General features: G+C 70.2%; 14 protein-coding genes and 3 pseudogenes. 10 read left to right on the forward strand and 7 right to left on the reverse strand.

Features of this window, described 5'->3' with window-relative positions:
- Positions 1 to 327: 327 nt before the first annotated feature.
- Positions 328 to 1,383, reverse strand: a pseudogene (locus ABD345_RS37050) (IS630 family transposase).
- 749 nt (positions 1,384 to 2,132) lie between these two features.
- Between ABD345_RS37050 and ABD345_RS37060 the strand changes: the two are divergent.
- Together ABD345_RS37060 and ABD345_RS37065 are read left to right on the forward strand one after the other, a co-directional pair.
- Positions 2,133 to 2,467: pseudogene (locus tag ABD345_RS37060) on the forward strand (hypothetical protein); the annotation flags it as partial.
- Positions 2,468 to 2,540: 73 nt separating this feature from the next.
- Positions 2,541 to 2,756, forward strand: coding sequence for an e9imm peptide (locus ABD345_RS37065; RefSeq protein WP_344558860.1), 216 nt, complete (start codon positions 2,541 to 2,543; stop codon positions 2,754 to 2,756).
- A gap of 7 nt (positions 2,757 to 2,763) precedes the next feature.
- Here ABD345_RS37065 and ABD345_RS37070 read toward each other — a convergent pair.
- Together ABD345_RS37070 and ABD345_RS37075 are read right to left on the reverse strand one after the other, a co-directional pair.
- Positions 2,764 to 3,698, reverse strand: a pseudogene (locus tag ABD345_RS37070) (IS5 family transposase).
- 551 nt (positions 3,699 to 4,249) lie between these two features.
- On the reverse strand, positions 4,250 to 4,951 hold the full coding sequence (locus ABD345_RS37075; protein ID WP_344558830.1) for a hypothetical protein: 702 nt from the start codon (positions 4,949 to 4,951) through the stop codon (positions 4,250 to 4,252).
- 262 nt (positions 4,952 to 5,213) lie between these two features.
- Here ABD345_RS37075 and ABD345_RS37080 point away from each other — a divergent pair, with 262 nt between their 5' ends.
- Complete coding sequence (locus ABD345_RS37080; RefSeq protein WP_344558862.1) at positions 5,214 to 6,128, forward strand: transposase family protein; 915 nt, start codon at positions 5,214 to 5,216, stop codon at positions 6,126 to 6,128.
- A 106-nt stretch (positions 6,129 to 6,234) separates the two neighbouring features.
- On the opposite strand, the gene ABD345_RS37085 is transcribed toward ABD345_RS37080, so the two are convergent.
- On the reverse strand, positions 6,235 to 6,357 hold the full coding sequence (locus ABD345_RS37085) for a hypothetical protein (RefSeq protein WP_344558832.1): 123 nt from the start codon (positions 6,355 to 6,357) through the stop codon (positions 6,235 to 6,237).
- Between the two features lie 690 nt (positions 6,358 to 7,047).
- Between ABD345_RS37085 and ABD345_RS37090 the strand changes: the two genes are divergently transcribed.
- Positions 7,048 to 8,049, forward strand: a complete 1,002-nt coding sequence (locus ABD345_RS37090; protein ID WP_344558834.1) for a NucA/NucB deoxyribonuclease domain-containing protein — start codon at positions 7,048 to 7,050, stop codon at positions 8,047 to 8,049.
- Positions 8,050 to 8,059: 10 nt separating this feature from the next.
- Here ABD345_RS37090 and ABD345_RS37095 read toward each other — a convergent pair whose 3' ends face one another.
- Positions 8,060 to 8,527: a hypothetical protein gene (locus ABD345_RS37095; RefSeq protein WP_344558836.1), complete on the reverse strand. Its 468-nt coding sequence runs from the start codon at positions 8,525 to 8,527 to the stop codon at positions 8,060 to 8,062.
- A 376-nt stretch (positions 8,528 to 8,903) separates the two neighbouring features.
- Positions 8,904 to 9,062: a hypothetical protein gene (locus ABD345_RS37100; RefSeq protein ID WP_344558838.1), complete on the reverse strand. Its 159-nt coding sequence runs from the start codon at positions 9,060 to 9,062 to the stop codon at positions 8,904 to 8,906.
- A 10-nt stretch (positions 9,063 to 9,072) separates the two neighbouring features.
- Here ABD345_RS37100 and ABD345_RS37105 point away from each other — a divergent pair, with 10 nt between their 5' ends.
- The 3 genes from ABD345_RS37105 (at position 9,073) to ABD345_RS37115 (ending at position 11,457) form a co-directional block, all read left to right on the forward strand.
- On the forward strand, positions 9,073 to 9,363 hold the full coding sequence (locus tag ABD345_RS37105) for a hypothetical protein (protein ID WP_344558840.1): 291 nt from the start codon (positions 9,073 to 9,075) through the stop codon (positions 9,361 to 9,363).
- 707 nt (positions 9,364 to 10,070) lie between these two features.
- Entirely contained in the window at positions 10,071 to 10,682 is a 612-nt protein-coding gene (locus ABD345_RS37110) for a hypothetical protein (protein ID WP_344558842.1), read from the forward strand.
- Positions 10,683 to 10,878: 196 nt separating this feature from the next.
- Positions 10,879 to 11,457, forward strand: a complete 579-nt coding sequence (locus ABD345_RS37115) for an ATP-binding protein (protein ID WP_344558844.1) — start codon at positions 10,879 to 10,881, stop codon at positions 11,455 to 11,457.
- A gap of 250 nt (positions 11,458 to 11,707) precedes the next feature.
- On the opposite strand, the gene ABD345_RS37120 is transcribed toward ABD345_RS37115, so the two are convergent.
- Positions 11,708 to 11,962, reverse strand: coding sequence for a hypothetical protein (locus ABD345_RS37120; RefSeq protein WP_344558846.1), 255 nt, complete (start codon positions 11,960 to 11,962; stop codon positions 11,708 to 11,710).
- A 313-nt stretch (positions 11,963 to 12,275) separates the two neighbouring features.
- Here ABD345_RS37120 and ABD345_RS37125 point away from each other — a divergent pair, with 313 nt between their 5' ends.
- From ABD345_RS37125 to ABD345_RS37135, 3 genes are all read left to right on the forward strand, one after another.
- Positions 12,276 to 12,623: a hypothetical protein gene (locus ABD345_RS37125; RefSeq protein WP_344558848.1), complete on the forward strand. Its 348-nt coding sequence runs from the start codon at positions 12,276 to 12,278 to the stop codon at positions 12,621 to 12,623.
- Between the two features lie 188 nt (positions 12,624 to 12,811).
- Positions 12,812 to 15,418, forward strand: a complete 2,607-nt coding sequence (locus tag ABD345_RS37130; protein WP_344558864.1) for a DEAD/DEAH box helicase — start codon at positions 12,812 to 12,814, stop codon at positions 15,416 to 15,418.
- Positions 15,419 to 15,624: 206 nt separating this feature from the next.
- Complete coding sequence (locus tag ABD345_RS37135) at positions 15,625 to 16,002, forward strand: hypothetical protein (protein WP_344558850.1); 378 nt, start codon at positions 15,625 to 15,627, stop codon at positions 16,000 to 16,002.
- Positions 16,003 to 16,577: the final 575 nt, after the last annotated feature.

A 16,577-nucleotide genomic window follows, 5' to 3' on the forward strand; every position in this document is an offset into this window, starting at 1 on the left:
CGCCATCAACAGCAACAGCAACAGCAACAGCAACAGCAACGAATCGTCGCACTCACCGCAGCTTGCTGGCGCGCAAGATCTTGTTACGAGCTCGAAGAAAATACCGCCGAACACTCTATGTGGATCCTGGGAATTGATTCCCCTCCGAGCGCCCTGGACCGCTCGCACCGGGACGGCGGGTCCGGGGACCGGGGTATGCCGACGGGGCTGTCGCGATGGACCGAGGGGCAGGGAGTGGAGAGTCTTTACGCTGTTCACAAGCATTACAGCGCCCCTGTGGCGCTCTTCTCTGGGGGATTGCTACTGAACTTGAACTCGTGATGTCGGTCAGCCATCCATGATCAAGCCGGTCCCGGCGAGGCATCCGCCGACGAGGTGGGAACAGTACTGGATCATCTTGAGCTTGCGCTTGACGGCCCGGGTTAGCTGGCCGAGGTCGGCGGCTGCGAGGTTCCCGATGTCGCGCTTGACCAGTGACCAGATGCCCTCCTGCGGGTTGAGGTCCAGCGCGTAGGTGGGGAGCTGGAAGACGGTCAGCCAGTGGGTGTTGGCCTCGAAGAACGCCTTGAGCGGTGGCACGAGGTGGATGCGGGCGTTGTCCCAGACGAGGACGACCGGTCCGCCGAGCTGGATGCGGGCGCGGACGATCAGGTCGCGAAAGTCGCGCCGTCCGAAGCCCTTCGGCTCGCCCTTGCGGCCCCGGTACTCGCGGATCGCGTAGATCAGCCGGGACCGCTCACCGGGCTTGTAGCAGGCCAAGCCCGCCATCGACACCCGGCCGGAACCATGACCACGCACGCGGACAACGGGCGTCTGTCCGACGCGGCCCCAGGTTCTGGAGCGCGGCGGCGTCATCGACTGCCCGGCCTCGTCCTCGAAGACGACCCAGGCGCCGCGACCCGCCGCGGTGCTCTTACCCGTGGCCAGACCTCCTTCTTCCACAGCTCCGTCGCCGCGCTCGATCGCCCGCCGGGCCGGCTGCTGCCACGACCAGCCGTGCCGCTTCAGCAGCCACCAGGTGCCCTCGACCGTGTACGACACGTGGAACAGCCGGCCGATCAACGTCTTCACCCGGGCCAGCGTCCACCACTGGTCCGTCCAGCCGTGAACTCAGCGGGCCACGCTCCAACTCCCGCTCCAGTCTGCGATCTGGGCCGAGCTGAGCCTCGGCCGTCCCGGCGAACCCTTCGACAGGACCCCGGCCTCGCCCCGCTCGCGCCACTGCCGGCGCCACCGCTCCACCGAACGCTCGCTGACCCGCAGCGCGGCAGCGATCTCCCTGTTCTTCTGTCCGTTCTCGAAGCGTTCCACGGCCCGCAGCCGGACCCGTTCCCGGGCGGTCCTCCCAGCGTCGGTCAACCCGCCGCCCTGCGCGTATCTCACGGTTCAGGGCTACCGGAGCAGACCCGCCACTGCCAGGCGAACAACTCCGGCATCACCCAATCAAGTTCAGAATCGGGCACCCCGGCGTCTTCTGCCCCGCACACAGTGGATCATTCCTCCGGGGCGGGCGCGTGAGCCTGGCGGACGTCCACCTCGGGGCGTGTATCAGTTGTCTATGCCATGGTTTTTCGTCTCAATGAGGGTCCCCTCTCGAATTCCCGTGCTTTCTTGTAGGGAATTTATGGCGAGGCCGTGCCATCTCATGGGCACCCGTTCGGGTTTCACTTTCTCCTGCCGGGCTTTATCGCTTGACGGGTCGAGTGAGCTTGTGCTGCGGTCCGGTCCATCGGCAATCAATTGGCCTCGCGGAACATCTTCCTGACTATGAGTCTGCAGGTCGTGCCGCTTCTCGGCCTCGTGGCCTGTGCCGGGCAGGCGTTTGCCGGGCTGCCAGGTTCCGGTGGGGCTCTAAAGTTTGCCACTGCTGGGGAGCCCCACGGGTGATCAGAGCGTGCAGGCTCTGACTGGGGGCTCCCCGAGCGATACCGTCCGTCTACCAACAGGAGTATCGGCTATGCAGGTTACCGAACCCGCTGAGGGGGGCCGTCAGCCCCTGTGGCGGCGTCGTGCACGTGTCCTGGGCCGCCGCGCCCTTCTGGGCGCCGCTTACGCTGCGGGCGGCCTCCCGCTGTCCCTGCTGGGGCGTTGGCTGATGAGCCGTTGAGCGAAGGGCCGGCCGCCACCTGGTCGTGGCGGCCGGACCGCTTTCGCGAAGGTGCCCACCCGTCACGTTCTCGCGGTACGTCATCAAGGTCCACAGCCGCTGCGACCTGGCCCGCAACCACTGCTACGTCTACGAGCACGCGGAGAGCTGCTGGCCACCCGCCGCCTCGGCCCGTTCGCCGAACACGGTGTCAAGGTCGGCATCTCGCTGAACGGCGACCAGGCCGCCAACGACCGGCACCGCCGCCTCGCCGACGACCGCGGCAGCCACCCCATGGAGCCCGCCGCCGTCGCCCTGCTGCGGCACCAGGTCGACTTCCTGCTGCCGCACGCCACTTGGGACGAGCCGCCCAAGCGGCCCCACTAGGAGCTGTCCGGCCGATCATGTGCCTGTCTAGGCTGGCCTTCTTCTGGAAGGGGTGGCTGTGACGGTGATGGCTCGTGCAACGGCTGTTGCGTTGGTACAGAAGATCATGGATGCGGACTATGCCGACGATGCCGAGGCGTTCGGCGCGCTGGAGGCGCTGGGCAGGGCCCTTGGCTGTCCGGCCGGCTACGTAAGCGACTTGGTCTTCTGGCCCGAGGGGCGGGAGCTGACAGCTGCCGAGGTCGTCGATCAGGCTCTGGAGTACCAGCCCTTCGCCCTGTGAGAAGGCCTCAAGCCCGCAGCCAGATAACCAGAGTGGCCGCGGTGACGGTGCCGAGGAACACGTAGCCGCGCTTGTCATAGCGAGTCGCGACGGCGCGGGAGTTCTTCAGCTTGTTGATGGCCCTCTCGACAGTGTTGCGCCTCTTGTACCGCTCCTCGTCGAAGCCCGGTGGCCGTCCGCCTCGCGATCCCTTGCGCAGGCGGGCAGCCTGGCTGTCGGCCTTCTCCGGGATCGTGTGCCGGATGCCGCGCCGCCGCAGGTACTCGCGGCAAGGACCGTTGCTGTATGCCTTGTCGGCCGCGACACTGTCCGGTTTCTTTCGGGGCCTGCCTGACCCGAGCCGCGGGACCCGAATCTTCTCCAGCACCGGAATGAACTGGGTGCAGTCGGCCCGCTGCCCCGGCGTGACGATCAGGGACAGCGGCCGGCAGAAACCGTCCGCGCTCAGGTGGATCTTGCTGGTGAAGCCGCCGCGTGAACGACCCAGGCCCTCGCCTCCTGCACCACCTCCACCAGCCGGCCGACGAGGCTCTGCCACGGAGTTTCGTCCTGGTGTTCCAGCGCCTCGTCCCCCTTTGAATCGGTGAGCGCCGGCGGCGGGCCGGTGCGGGCACCGGCCGCGTGCTGGTGGGCGCGCACGATGGTGGAGTCCACCGAGATGTCCCAGTCGATGTCGCCGGCTGCGTCGGCCGCGGCCTGGACCTGTTGCAGGAGCCGTTCCCAGGTGCCGTCGGCGGACCAGAGGCGATGGCGCTCGTAGACCGTCTTCCACGGCCCGAACCGCTCGGGCAGGTCACGCCAATGCACCCCGGTCCGCACCCGGTGCAGAATCCCGTCGATCACCTGCCGGTGGTCCCGCCACCGGCCACAACGCCTGTTGCTGACCGGCAGGAACGGCCGCAGCCGTTCCCACTCGGCATCTGTCAGATCACCCCGCCCCATGCCCGAATCAACGACCAGGACAAGTGAAAGTCACATGATCGGCCGGACAGCTCCTAGGCTCGGCCCGCACCGCGGCCGCCACCGGGCAGAATCGGGGAAGGCCGGCACCGGTCAACGGTCCTGACCTGTGGGTACGTCCAGGTAACGGACGCGGTGCATAGCTGTGAACGAGCAGTTGGACGAGGCCTCGGTCGGCCCGTCGCACGTGGCTGCTGGCGCTGCGCGGGGCCTGGTGGTGGTCGGTCAGGGGTGGTGCGCCCGGCCGTCGTACTGCGGTACGAGCGACCGGGTGGGTCTTCTGAACGTCGAAGAAGAGGCGGCGGACTTGGACCCGGTGACCGCTCCGGTCATGCCGGCAGCAGCGGTTCGATCCGGGCCCACGGCTTGTTGCTCACCACATCACGAACGGACGAATCGTCACAGCGGTCACGCACAGTCAACAACGATCAGCAAGATCGTGTTACGAGTTCTTAGTTTGACCAGCCTCAGCGAAGTTTGACTGACTCTTACCGCCGAGCGCTTCAACCAGCAGGTTGGGTGTTCGGTATCGACTACTGGGCCAAGTCGCCAGCGTGGCTGTCGAACAGCGGCATGGGCACTGGTTCCACCGAGACCGTCCGCATCCAGTCCGTCCGGCCGGGAGTCCCGGTGCGCAGCCCATCCGGGGCCGGCCAGATCGCCACCAGATCCTGGTAGCCGGCGAAACGCGGGCCGGGGACGGTGTCCTGCACCGGTTCGCCGTTCAACCAGCAGATCTGCCAGGTCGGCCTTTCGGTGTCGAGCAGGCAGCAGATCCCGCCGCTCGCGGCGGTCAGTCCGGTAAACACCTTCCGGATGCTGGCGGACCGCTCGAACGCCAGGCTCATGCCCGTCGTGGCCGCGGTGAAGCGCAATGACACGTACCCGGGATGCCACCAGGACGTGAACTCGACCGCGAGGTAGATGTATCCGACCGCCAGCCTCCCGTGCTCGTCTCGTTCCCCCCGAACGGTCTCGGAGAACTCGCGCATCGCGTCGTCGTCGACGCCGAACATGACCGTGGTGTCGAGGTGCAGTGTGCTGCCATCCGAGCAGTCGACCGGCTCGGTCTTGAAGTTCGAGGTGAACGGGAGGACCAACTGATCGCCTCCTGGCAGAGTCACCGTGATCTGTGGCAGTCGGGGTGTCCTGGGCGTCAGCCCAGCGAGCTCGGTCAGCGCCCTGGCGACGTTTTGGGCAGGAATGACGATCTCGTAGCAGTAATCGATACCCACACACACTCCACTTCTCCGTAGAACGAACTGAACCGTCTCACAACACTCCCGCGCGGGCCGGACAATTCCTCTCTGCCGCGACAGAGCCAGCCATGGGAGGCCCAACACCCTTGAAGGGAGCGGCCTCTGAGCTTGGTCGACCTTCGATGGGACAAACCGTGGTCGATCAAACTTCGCTGAGATGCGTCGAACTAACGAGTTGGTGCGTGATAGCGGATGAGGTGGCAGCGCTGGTGAGTGGGATGATCGCGGCGTGCGGATCATGGTCAATCGGGCGGTTCTGACGCATCGGCTGTTCACCGGTGTCTCCCGGCGGCATCTGGGCAGTCTGATCGCCGAGTTGGCCGAGCCGTGGCAGACCGTGGTCGAGGGACGCCGCCACGAGGTGCGGGGCGGGGTGGGGAAGCGGACCGTGGGCGCCGGTGCCCGCCACCAACTCGTCTTCACCGACCGGGTGGTGGCCACGCTGATCCATCTGCGGCACGACCTTCCGCATGCGGTGCTGGGGCTGCTGTTCGGCGTCGATCGCTCCACCGTCACCCGGGCGATCGGGGAGATCCGCACCCTGCTCGCCCGGCGGGGCTGCGCGGTCCCCGACCGGCCCGGCGTCCGCTTGAGGACCTTGGCGGATGTATTCGCCTACGCGCAGGCCGAGGGTGTCGAGCTGCGGCTGGACGCCACCGAGATCCAGGTCCGCCGGCCCGTGGCCAGCCGGGGCGGGCGCCGGGCCTTCGTATCGGGCAAGAAGAAGCAGAACACGATGAAGGCAACCGTGATCGCCGACCACCTGGGCCGCACCCTGTGGACCGACGCCCTGCGGCCAGGGCGAATGCACGACGCGACCGCCGCCCGCAACGAGGGCATCGCCGACTGCTTCCGACACTTCCCCGAGGTGGAGGTCCTCCTCGACGACGGCTACCTCGGCCTGCGACGCGACCACCCCGGTCAGGCGATCACGCCGCCGAGGAAACCGAACAAGAGCGCACTGGCCGACGTCCACGCCCGCTGGGAACAGGCCCGCCACCAGCACTCCTCCGACCGCATCACCGTCGAACACGCCCTGGCCGACCACAAACGCTGGAAGCAACTCCTGCGCTGGACCCACCGCCGCAACAACCTGCCCGACACCTACCGCGCCATCGCCGGCCTCGTCTCCGACCGCACCGCCAACGTGTGAACCACAGCCCTCCGACAGGCGATCCAGCTCCCACCCCCTATCACGCACCAACTCGTTAGAGCGTCGCGGCGGACTCGGCGGTGAAGCCGGTCCCGGCGCTGAACGATCAGCTGGGCAGCGGCCGGCGCGGCTGCACGGGCATCCCGGCGGCCTCCCTGGCCCGGCAGTTCGAGTTCGGACCGAGGTCGCGCGGCAACTCCTGGAAGTTGTTCCGGGCCTTGTTTGCCATCATCTGGTCGTACTGGTCGCCGACCCGGCGACGTAGGCGACCAGCAGCGGGTCAGTGGCGGAGAGGTTCCGGATGGCAGGCACTGCTCCTGCGGCGCACGCACCGCGCCACCGGGTCGACCACGGCCTGGCTGGTGAACCGGCACAGGGAAGGCGGACAGCGAAGTTCCCGAAGCGGGCTGATCACCGCGGGCCCCGGTCACCCCGCTTGCGGCGGGCTTGCCGGAGGCGCGCCACGACCGGCCGCCCGGCCCGGCCAGTCATCGCCCAGAACAAGCCAAGTGCGTACACCCCCATATTGATCAAGAAGGGCCCCGAGTAGGGTTTGTATAGGAATTAGGCCAATCATGCCTGGGGGGTAGGATTGAATATCCAATGGCGTCACCTCGCACTGGTTTCCGTACTGACTGCGACAACCGCACTGACTGCGGCCGCACCTGTTTCCGCAGAAACGCGCGGCAACATATCCATCGTCTCCTACTCAAGCTCTGACCCCTCCATTACCGTGGAGGTGGGGGAGAGCATTTCGCGGGTCCGGGAACGGTTCTCCGAAGCAGGCTCGGTAGAAATCGGAGGCACAGCCTCCCCGGCAGCCGACGTCAAGCCGAGCCCTTCAGGTGGCGAGAGTGGAGCCCCACCACAGCGCGTGCCGAACGTTGCAGCAAGCAGCCCAGCGGCAATCACAGGCGTCGTGGACTTCAATGCCTGCCGAGCGAACCCTGATGCCGGCGCCAGGGAAGGGAAGATCGTATCTCGATATGACTTCTGCCGCTACCAGACAATCTATTCCATTGCAGTCAGTTCGAGCGGTCAGACCCTCGGGACGATCAGCTTCCTGCAGACCGAGGTAACAACGGGATTCAACGGAGCAAGGGAAGTCCTCAGTAGCGTCGAGATCACCGATATCCGCTACAGTGGCGTCTATACAGCCGCCAGTCAAATCCAGACGTACCGGCTGGCCGGCACTGGCGCGAACGACTCGGAGTGCGCTGTATCGGGGGGAAGCAACCCTTACACCGCAACGGCCGCCCAGTTGCAGGGAAACGGATTCCTCGGAATGAACATAACGTCTCCGCCAACAGTCGGCGACGGGGACGACAAAATCAAGGTTTGCAACATCCAATGGTTCTACAAGATATTCTTCCCTGCCGGCACCTACCCCGCCCCGTGGCTCTCCGGAGGGTTTAGCACGGTCCGATTCGACTCGGCCTCCTATCTGCCATCCAAGCAGGGCGTCGTCTTCAGCGAGCTGACTCCCACGATGACCATGAGCATGAGCGACATGCGCGTCAAGGGAGTTGCCCAGCACATCAACCAGGCGTTCACCGACCCGGGAAGCACGCTTCCGGTAAAGCCCGACAATTCACTCAAGGTCATCCCAGGGAACGCCCAGCAGGGGTCCACGCTGTCTCGCCTCTACCCCGGAGCCAACCCGGTGGCCGATCAGGCGTATAGGGACAATCGCAGTGTCGTGAACAGCGCCTGCGCCTCTTTGCCCCATGGGCCGGATGAAGAGTGCGACGAATTTCCGTTTGCAGCGACATGGGAGGGGGCAGGCGTCGGTAAAGGAAACTTCTCCGTCAAGTATATCGATAAGACTGAAAACAGCAACGGGGGATTCGCCCTTGCGAATTTCTACGCTTCGCAGCGGATCCTTCACAACGACAAATTCAGTGTTTTGATCACCCCGTAGGGGAAGTCGGTCATCGGCAGGGCGAGAAGTAGAACCAGTATTCTTCCAGGTCCTCAGGCAAATCGAAGGGGCTCTCCTTAGAAGAGAGAGCCCCTTTTGGCCTCCTGCGGAAGATCTGCAGCCACAAGACCGACTGCGGTTCACCGAGCCCAAGCTCAACACCAGCCGGACCCGAGAAAAGCGACCACAGCTCCACCGCGGCACCCCGAGTAACGTAGCGGTATGCGCCGATCATTTCCCAGCCGTGAGCCGTTGCGAGAACATCCTGACCATACTCCAGGGTGACTGAGGCGTAATGGTCCTTGTGCAGGCTCCGCACTTTGACACGGCCCTCGTCGACGGTGGCAAAAGACGGAGGGTCTGCGATCTCCAGAGCCATCCAAGAACCGCCCCCTTCATCAAATGGGTCGTCCTCCCAGAGGCCGAACTGACTGTTCTCGACCGACACCTTGCCGCTGACCCGCCCTGGCGTACTCATGCTTCACATCGTGCCATGGGCGATGCGGCCCGCGGGGGAGTCGCAGAAGGTGACGCACTGCTTGGCCGACCAACGCGTCATCAAATGCCCGCCCCGTCTGCCTGCCTTCAATCCACGGCTCGTCAGGTGAGGTCGCCCTACTGTCAGCCAGGCGGTACCAGCTGCCGGACGAGACGGACCGCCGCCGCATCATCACCCTCACCGGCGAAGGGCAGTCCCTGACCGAAACCATCGCCGCCGCCGCGCCCGCCAGCGGCAGCCCCGAAGGGAACGGCGCCGGCCCCCGGCCCGCCACTGAACACCTCGCTGGGCCCCCGCCACCTCGGCGGGGGTCCAGCCCGTTTCCGCCACGGGCCCGCGCGGTCTTGGCCGTGGGTTACAGCCGGACGAGCATGATCGCCGAGCCGAGCAGGGTTGTGGCGTGTAGGGCCTGGTCAGCGAGGTACGGTCCCGAGATGCCGCCGGACTGGAGGGTGGTGAACTTCGGGGCCCCGGCGCGTTCGAGGATCAGCCGGACTGGCCAGCGGCGGTCCAAGATCGCGTGTGTGTCGGCCGACCACGCCACTGCAGTGGCCACGCCCAGCGCGGTCACCGGCACCGTCACGCTCGCCCACCTCTCCACCGCCGGCTTGTGGCAGAGCACCGAGGCCATCAGCGCCAGCGGCTTCTCCACGCCGGGCGGCTCCGTCGCGATCTCCGACGTGGACGGCTACCCGGCCTGCGGCACCAACGGCCCCGTCCCCGTCCACTTCGGCCCCGTCCGCGGCCCCTCCCCCGACCCCTGGGTCACGGCCGGCCCGAACGTCACCATCGGCGCCAACATGATCTTCGCGTGAACCTCCGCGGGATCACAGGGCGGGCCCCGGCTCCCGAGGACGGCGCCCGCCCTGTCCTCGTCGCCGCGGGTGCCCGCCCCCAGCGTGCTCCGGAAGCGGACGGGACCCCTGTCGAGGGGCTGGGCAGTGCCCCTTGAAGCCGGAACCGCCGGTCCTCGTCGGCATGCGGGTCCCTGATCTCGATGCAGCCGTGGATGTCGGTGCCCATGGCCGTGAGGCCAGGGCGCGGACCAGCGCGCCAGCCGGCCGATTTCTCCCGCGTAGGCCCACCTCCGCGCCCGCCCTGCCCTGGGATGCACCAAAATCCGGCCAGGGTCGAATCGGCTGACCGTCGACAGAAGGCGACTGGGCGGTGAACCTGCTCCCCTACGCGCATTGCGGTTCGATGTCGTACCGAAGGGGACAAGGCCCATCAGCACCTGCGACAAGGCGAGTTCAACCTGGGCTGGGTAGGTCGACGGTTCGCTGTCGGATCGGCGTGTCTGGGCCGTAGCCTGTCCCTCCGGGTTGATCGACTCGGCGGGGGTGCCGTGACCGGGGGGAGGGCCATGGACGAGAGCGGTCGGGCGGCAAGGGGTCCTGTCTCCGAACAACCGGTGTCCGGGGACGACGCGACACAGGTGGCGGCAGGTCCGCCGCCCCCTCCCCTGCGGTTGGCGCCGCTCCACCCTCCACGGCCCGCGCCGCCTTCGCCTTCGGCTGCGCAGGTGCGCATGCCTCCGGGCCGGCCGCGCTGGTGGCGGCGCAGGCGACGGGCCATCGCGGCCGGACTGCTCACGCTGGCGATGCTGCTCATCGCGTTGGCTTACGCCGCGACTCAAGCTGCTCGGGACGGCGGATCGGTGGTGCTCATCGAGGTCTTCCACCATCCGCTGTCGTACGGCGCCGCGGTGCTGGTACTGATCGTCCTCGCCGTCCTGATCGGGTTCCGTTCCCGGGGGACCAGGGCGCTGCTGCTGGTCCCGATCCTCGGCTGCGCACTGTTGGTCTCGCCCTTCGCGCTGCTCGTCTTCGGCAGCATGCCGCACAAGACCGTGGACCGGCCGGCTCCCGGCCGGTCCGATCGCAGCCTGGTGGTCCACGAGGGCACCGCGGTGATCGATCCGCTCTGGTGGGTCTCGGTGGACGCCGGCTCCGGCCTGACCGCACGGCGGTGGCCGATCGGCTACTTCAACGGCGACGCCCCCGACAACGCGCTGGCCTCGGTGCAGTGGGACGGACCCGACCGGATCAAGCTGGCCACCGAGGGCGGCGAGGTGTTCGTGGTGGCCCTCGACCCGGAGAGCGGCCGGCCCGAGCGCCAGGTACGGGTGGGCTGAAGGCTCGATTGGGAGCCGCCCGGCCGATCGTGTGACTGTCGTTGGTCCGGGTCCGGGTCCGGGTCCGGGTCCGGGGGCGGGTCCGGGTCCGGGGGCGGGTTCGCCGGTTTCGGCGGGTCGCGGGTTCGTCCGCGGTGGGCGGGGGGGGTGTGGGTTGTCGGTGGGGGGTGTCAGGATCGGGGGCGTGGAGCGTCACGTGGGGGGACCTGTTGTCGGGGAGCGGGTGCGGCTGGATCCGGCGGCGTACTTCCGGGTGGGTCGGGACAGTCCTGAGCTTCCGACGGAGGTGCTCCAGCGGGTGGTGTGGGACGCGCTGCACCACCGGGGCGGCAGGCACGGCCGGATCGGTGTGGAGATCGGGTCGGATCTGGGCTTCACCGTGGTGGATGATCAGCGCCGTGCCGCTGACGGGCGGGGCAGGCCCCTTCCGGGGTACTTCGGCTCGCTCTTCGAGGAGGGGAGGTGGGCGCCGGCCGCGGCTGCGGCCCTGTGCGTCCGGACGGTCATCGAGGTGTGGCTCGGCGGTCGGGGCTACCGCCAGGAGTTGACCGGGACGACGCCCACGGGGCCCTGGGAGGAGTTCGCCGCGTCCGGGCTGTCCGGTGCACGGACCTCGTTCCACCTGGATCCGTCGTACTTCGGTCCGGGTGAGGCCATCGCCTGGGCGCTGCTCCCGGAGGAGTTGCACGGGCGGGAGTGCGGGGCGCGGCCCTCGCCGGTGAGCTTTCCGATCCGCGACCTGCGTGCGGGGGCGGCGGGACCGGCCTGTGGGTAGGGCCTGCTTCTCCGGGTTCGACGCGGGTCGGGGTCCGGTTGTCCGGCGGGTGGCCCGGGCCGGGGCGGCGTCAGGTGAACGCGGTCTCCGCGAAGGAGAGTCCTCCGCGTTCGCCGTGCGGGAGGGCCAGCCGCGGCGAGTGCAGGGGTGCCTGCCGTGGGTACTGGTGGAAGCCGGCGGCCCGGAACTTGAGCAGGAAGGTGGTGGCGGGATGCCGTTGGAGGGGTGGTGCGGCAGGGGTGCGGGGCGTTCAGAGCGTCAGTTTCTCCCACGTGACCCCGGTCGGCCGGGTCGCCGGGTCCCGTGCGAAGTCCGCGAACACGGACACGACCTGTTCGCGGTCCCGGAGCACGCAGCGGTAGTGCCGTTCGGGCGAGCCGTCGCGGTGTTCGACGGCGTACCCGCCGGTGGCGGCACCTACGCGGGCGCCCGTCCCGCTCTGGACGAAGCGGCCTGACGGGTCTTCGAGGATCACGTACCGGTTCTCGGCCGGGAGGCTGCGCACCGCTCGTTCCACGGTCTCCCGGTCCGGGTCGCTGACCGGCGGGCCGGCGCACGGGTGGGGTTGCGGCGCGCGGGCGGTTCGCAGGACGGGTGGCCTGACGACCGGTTCTCCGCTCCTGGAGCGGGACGGACCGGGCCTGGGCAGGAACCGGGACCGGGTCCGTTCGAGGGGGCGGGTACGGTGCCTGACCGCGCGTGTCCGGGCCGGGTTTCCGGGCGGTGTCGGGTGCCTGGTCGGCGCCGCTTCGGGTGGGGGCGCCGGGCGGGGTGGGCCCCGGCGTGGGGGGCGGATCGGGTCCGGGCATGCTGAGTGGGTGCAGAAGACGGGTGGAGCGAATTTTCCGGTCGGGGGTCTCGGTGGCGGGGCGCGGCTCAACGCGACGTGGCCGTTCGGTGTGCTCGTGGTGGAGGCCGGGCGGGTGCGGCTGAGGATCCGTCTGTTCGGCGTGTTCGGGCGGGTCTTCGGGGCGCGGCCGCTGGAGGGTACGCCGGCGGAGGTGGTGGAGGTCTTCCCGTGCCGCGGTCGGCTGGGGACGTCCGGGGTCGGGCTGCGGACCGCCGGGGGCGAGCGCTACTACTTCTGGACGGGTGCCGGCACGGAGGTCCTCGACGCCTGCCGCCGCGAGGGGTTCGCGGTGTCGGCCGAGGTGCAGCGGATGTGACAGCCGGGCCGCGGGCGCTCGGGCGGCCGCGTCGGGGGCGGGGGCGGGGTGCCGTTCCGCGCTAGCCTTCTCGACGGGCGCCTTCCGCGGGTGGGGCGCCGGGTGGGGACGCCCGGTCCCGGTGGTCCCCGAGCGATGGAAGTCCGGGGTGTGCGGTGGGAAGCGTGGTCGGGGAGTCGCCGGAGCCGGTGCGGTTGCGGGGGCACCAGGAGGAGGCGGTGGCGGCGGTCGTGCGGGGTCTGACGCCGCGTCCGGGGCAGGTGGCCGCGGCGGGGCTCCGGGTGACCGTGCAGATGGCGACCGGTACGGGGAAGTCGTACGTGGGTGCGGTGGCCGGTCAGCGGTTGGCGCCGCACGGGGTGGTGCTGGTGGTGGTGCCGACGCTGGACCTGCTGGTGCAGACGGTCGGGGCGTGGCGCCGGGCGGGGCGCCGGGGGCGGATGGCGGCGGTGTGTTCGCTGGCGGACGGCGAGTTGCCGCCGGGGGTGCCGGGCAGCACTTCGCCGTTGCGGGTGGGGCGGTGGATCGGTGCGGCCGGGGCCGGGCGCCGGCCGTTGACGCTGTTCTGCACGTACGCGTCGGCGGGGGTGGTGGCGGACGCGTACGCGGTGTGGGCGGAGGTGGTGGGCGAGGTGCTGCCGGAGCTGGGCTTGATGGTGTGCGACGAGGCGCACCGGTCGTCCGGGTCGGCGGAGAAGTCGTGGACGGTGGTGCACCACCAGGAGGAGATCCCTGCGGCGGGCCGGCTCTACATGACGGCCACGCCGCGGATCTGGCTGCCGCCGAAGGAGCGGCGCGGCGGCGGCGCGGGGCCCGGGGAGGGCCGGGGGGCGTTCCGGCCGTTGCCGGAGGAGTTGGCCGTCTCCATGGACGACCGGCGGGTGTTCGGGCCGCAGGTGTTCACGCTGGGGTTGGCGGAGGCGATCGAGCGGGGGCTGGTCGCGCCGTTCGAGGTGGTCGTGCTGGAGTTGCGCGACCCGCTGGCGGACCGCGAGGCCGCGGGGGCGCAGCCGGTGCCGTGGGGGCCGGGTGCGGGCGAGTCGCCGGACGGGTCGGAGGACGAGGTGCCGGTGGAGCGCCTGGCGGCGATCCAGGCGGGGTTGTTGAAGGTGTGCGTGGAGGAGGGCCTGGAGCGGGTGATCACCTTCCACCACCGGACGCTGGAGGCGCGGTTCTTCTCCGAGACGCTGAACCAGACCTGTGAGCGGCTGCACGCCGGGGCGCCCGGTGAGTACCCGGCGGAGGTGTGGGCGCAGTGGCTCTCCGGGGAGCACCCGGTGGAGTACCGGAAGGAGGTGCTGGGCGACTACGGGGGCGGGTTCGCGGCGGACGGGCTGCGGATCCGGGTGATCTCCAACTGCCTGGTGCTGGGTGAGGGCGTCGACATGCCGGACGCTTCGGTGGCGCTGGTGAACGGCAGCGGCAGCATGGTGAAGGTCGTTCAGCAGATCGGCCGGGTGCTGCGGATGGAGCCGGGCGGGGGGAAGCTCGCGCGGCTGGTGGTACCGGTCTTCCTCGGCCCCGAGGAGGAGCCGGGCGACGTCCTCGGGTCGAACTCCTACGGGCCGCTGGTGCGGGTGCTGACCGCGATCCGCTCGTACGACGCCCGGATGCTGGAGGCCCTGGCGGTGCCGCAGCGCGGTGGCCGGCGCACGGGCGGGCGCAGCGCGGAGGCGGTCGTTGCGGCGGGCGCGGGCGCGGGTGCGGGGTGGGGGTCGGGCGTGGGTGCGGGGGGGGGGGGGCCGGGGGGGGGGGGGGGGGGGGGGGGGGGGGCGTTCACGCTGCCGGTGCGGTTCCGGAGCAAGGTGGATGACGACGTGTTGGCGCTGTTCGTCTCCACCCAGGTGTTCCGGAGCGAGGGCGCGCGGTGGAAGGAGGGGCTGCTGCACTGCCGGGAGTGGTTCGAGGAGACGGGCGCGCTGAACGTTCCCTACGACCGGACGGTGGGTGAGCGGGGTGCGTTCCCGCTCGGGAAGTGGGTCTCCGACCGGCGTCACGAGCGGGCCTCGGGTGCCATGCCGGAGCACCGGGTGGCGCTGCTGGACGCCTTGGGGATGGTCTGGTCGGTTCCGGACGCCAGGTTCGGGGCCGGGCTCGCGTGGGCCCGGCGGTGGGCCGCGGAGCACGGCGGGTCGCTGGCGGCGCCGGTGCGGGCGTCGATCGGCGGCTACCCGATCGGGTCCTGGCTGGCGTCGCTGCGGGCGCGGGCGGCGCTGCCGGCGGGGGCGGGCGGGGCGCTGGCCGCTGAGCGGCGGGCGCTGCTGGAGGCGATCGACCCGTGGTGGGCGCCGGTCTGGCCGATCGCCTGGCAGCGGGCGTACGCGGCGGCCCGGATGTGGTGGCTGGCGTCGGACGGGCGGGTCGACTGGGCGGCGCTGCCGGTGGGGACGGTGTTCGAGGGCGAGCGCCTGGGTCGGTGGGTCGCGGCGCAGCGCGGTGCCTGGTCGGAGTTGGCGCAGGAGCAGCGGGAGTTGCTGGCCGCGCTGGGCGTGGCCGGGGATCCGGGGGCGGTGGGGTCGGGGCGGGCGGCGGGCCCGCGGCTGTCGCAGGCGGACCGGTTCGCCCGGCACCTGGCGGCGCTGGCCGCGTTCGCGGCCCGGGAGGGGCACGTGCGGGTGCCCCGGCAGCACCGGGAGGTGGTGGAGCGGGTGGTGGTCGGGGCGGACGGCGCGGAGGTGGTGGAGCGGGCCGAGGTGGGGCTCGGGGCCTGGTTGAGCAATGTCCGGGCCAGGAGGGCGAAGTTGGGCGCGGAGCAGCGGGCGCGGCTCGCCGAGCAGGGTGTCGGGTGGGCCTGAGCGGGGGCCCGGAGGGGGACGGAGAGCGGGGGCTTTGAGGACGTCGGGGGCCCGGCCGTCGATGGCGTCCTGCCGCAGGGAGCGGAGCAGGGCGTGGCGGGGCCGGTAGGAGCGGGCCTCGTCGGTGTCGTGGTCCATCGCCCCGGGACGGGCCACCGGGCCCACCAGGGGTGGGGGCGGGTCCGGGCTGCTGGCAGGATGGCCGGATGGACGACATCACCGCTCCCTCCCGGGCCGACCGGGTCCGGTTGTACCTCGACACGCTGCGGGTCCGGATGGATCCCGAGGAGTTCCGGGTGCTGGGCCGGCTGCTGCGCGGTGCGGTGGCCTCGCTGGCGGCGCCCGAGGCGGAGTACGTCATCGAGGTCGGGGAGGCGGACCGGGCGCTGCTGACTCCGCAGGTGCGCGAGGAGTTGCTGGCGGTGCTGTCGATCGTGGCGACCGGCACGCTGGAGCACCAGTTGGTCGATCTCGGCGACGGCGCGCTGACCGTGCTGGACACCGCGGCGGCGAACAGTCCGGAGGCGGTCGGGCGGATGCGGGAGTGGGCGGCCCGGCAGCGGGCCGGCCGGGTCGCGGGCTGACGGCTCCCCCGGCGGAGCGCCCGACGCATGACGCCCGCCGGGACGCGGTCAGCGCGGGGCGCGGGTCGTCCGGACGACGGCGGCGGGCAGGTGGGCGGCGACGAGCAGGGCGGGGCCCTGCGGGAGGCCGAGGGCGCGCAGCGGAGCGGCGCCCTGCCGGACAACCGTGATGCCGGGGAGCGATCAACGCGGGACGTCCGGACGGCGGCGACGGCCGGCAGTTGGGCGGCGAGCAGGGCGGCCCAGACCGGGCCCTGCGGGGGGCTGAGGGCGAGCAGGAGAGCGGGCAACAGGACGACGGCCTGCAGGACAGCCGTGACGGCGGAACACGGTCAGCGCGGCGGGCGGGATGTCCGGACGGCGGCGACGGCCGGCGGTTGAGCGGCAAGCAGGGCGAGAGCCCAAGCGCGCCCCTGCGGGAGAGCGTGGGCAAGCAGACAGCAGGGCAATGGTCTGCAGGGCACGCGGAACGCGGGCAACGCGGAACGCGGGCAACGCGGAACGCGGGCAACGCGGAACGCGGGCAACGCGGAACGCGGGCAACGCGGAACGCGGGCAACGCGGAACGCGGGCAA

The sequence above is a fragment of the Kitasatospora saccharophila genome, from assembly GCF_039529925.1.
Taxonomy (GTDB): domain Bacteria; phylum Actinomycetota; class Actinomycetes; order Streptomycetales; family Streptomycetaceae; genus Kitasatospora; species Kitasatospora saccharophila.

Excerpts from the sequence above, each read along its gene's own strand:
- ABD345_RS37095 (WP_344558836.1), bottom strand. The coding sequence starts at position 8,527 with ATGAGTACGCCAGGGCGGGTCAGCGGCAAGGTGTCGGTCGAGAACAGT.
- ABD345_RS37080 (WP_344558862.1), top strand. The coding sequence starts at position 5,214 with ATGGTCAATCGGGCGGTTCTGACGCATCGGCTGTTCACCGGTGTCTCC.
- ABD345_RS37085 (WP_344558832.1), bottom strand. The coding sequence starts at position 6,357 with ATGGCAAACAAGGCCCGGAACAACTTCCAGGAGTTGCCGCGCGACCTC.
- ABD345_RS37135 (WP_344558850.1), top strand. The coding sequence starts at position 15,625 with ATGGACGACATCACCGCTCCCTCCCGGGCCGACCGGGTCCGGTTGTAC.
- ABD345_RS37065 (WP_344558860.1), top strand. The coding sequence starts at position 2,541 with ATGGCTCGTGCAACGGCTGTTGCGTTGGTACAGAAGATCATGGATGCG.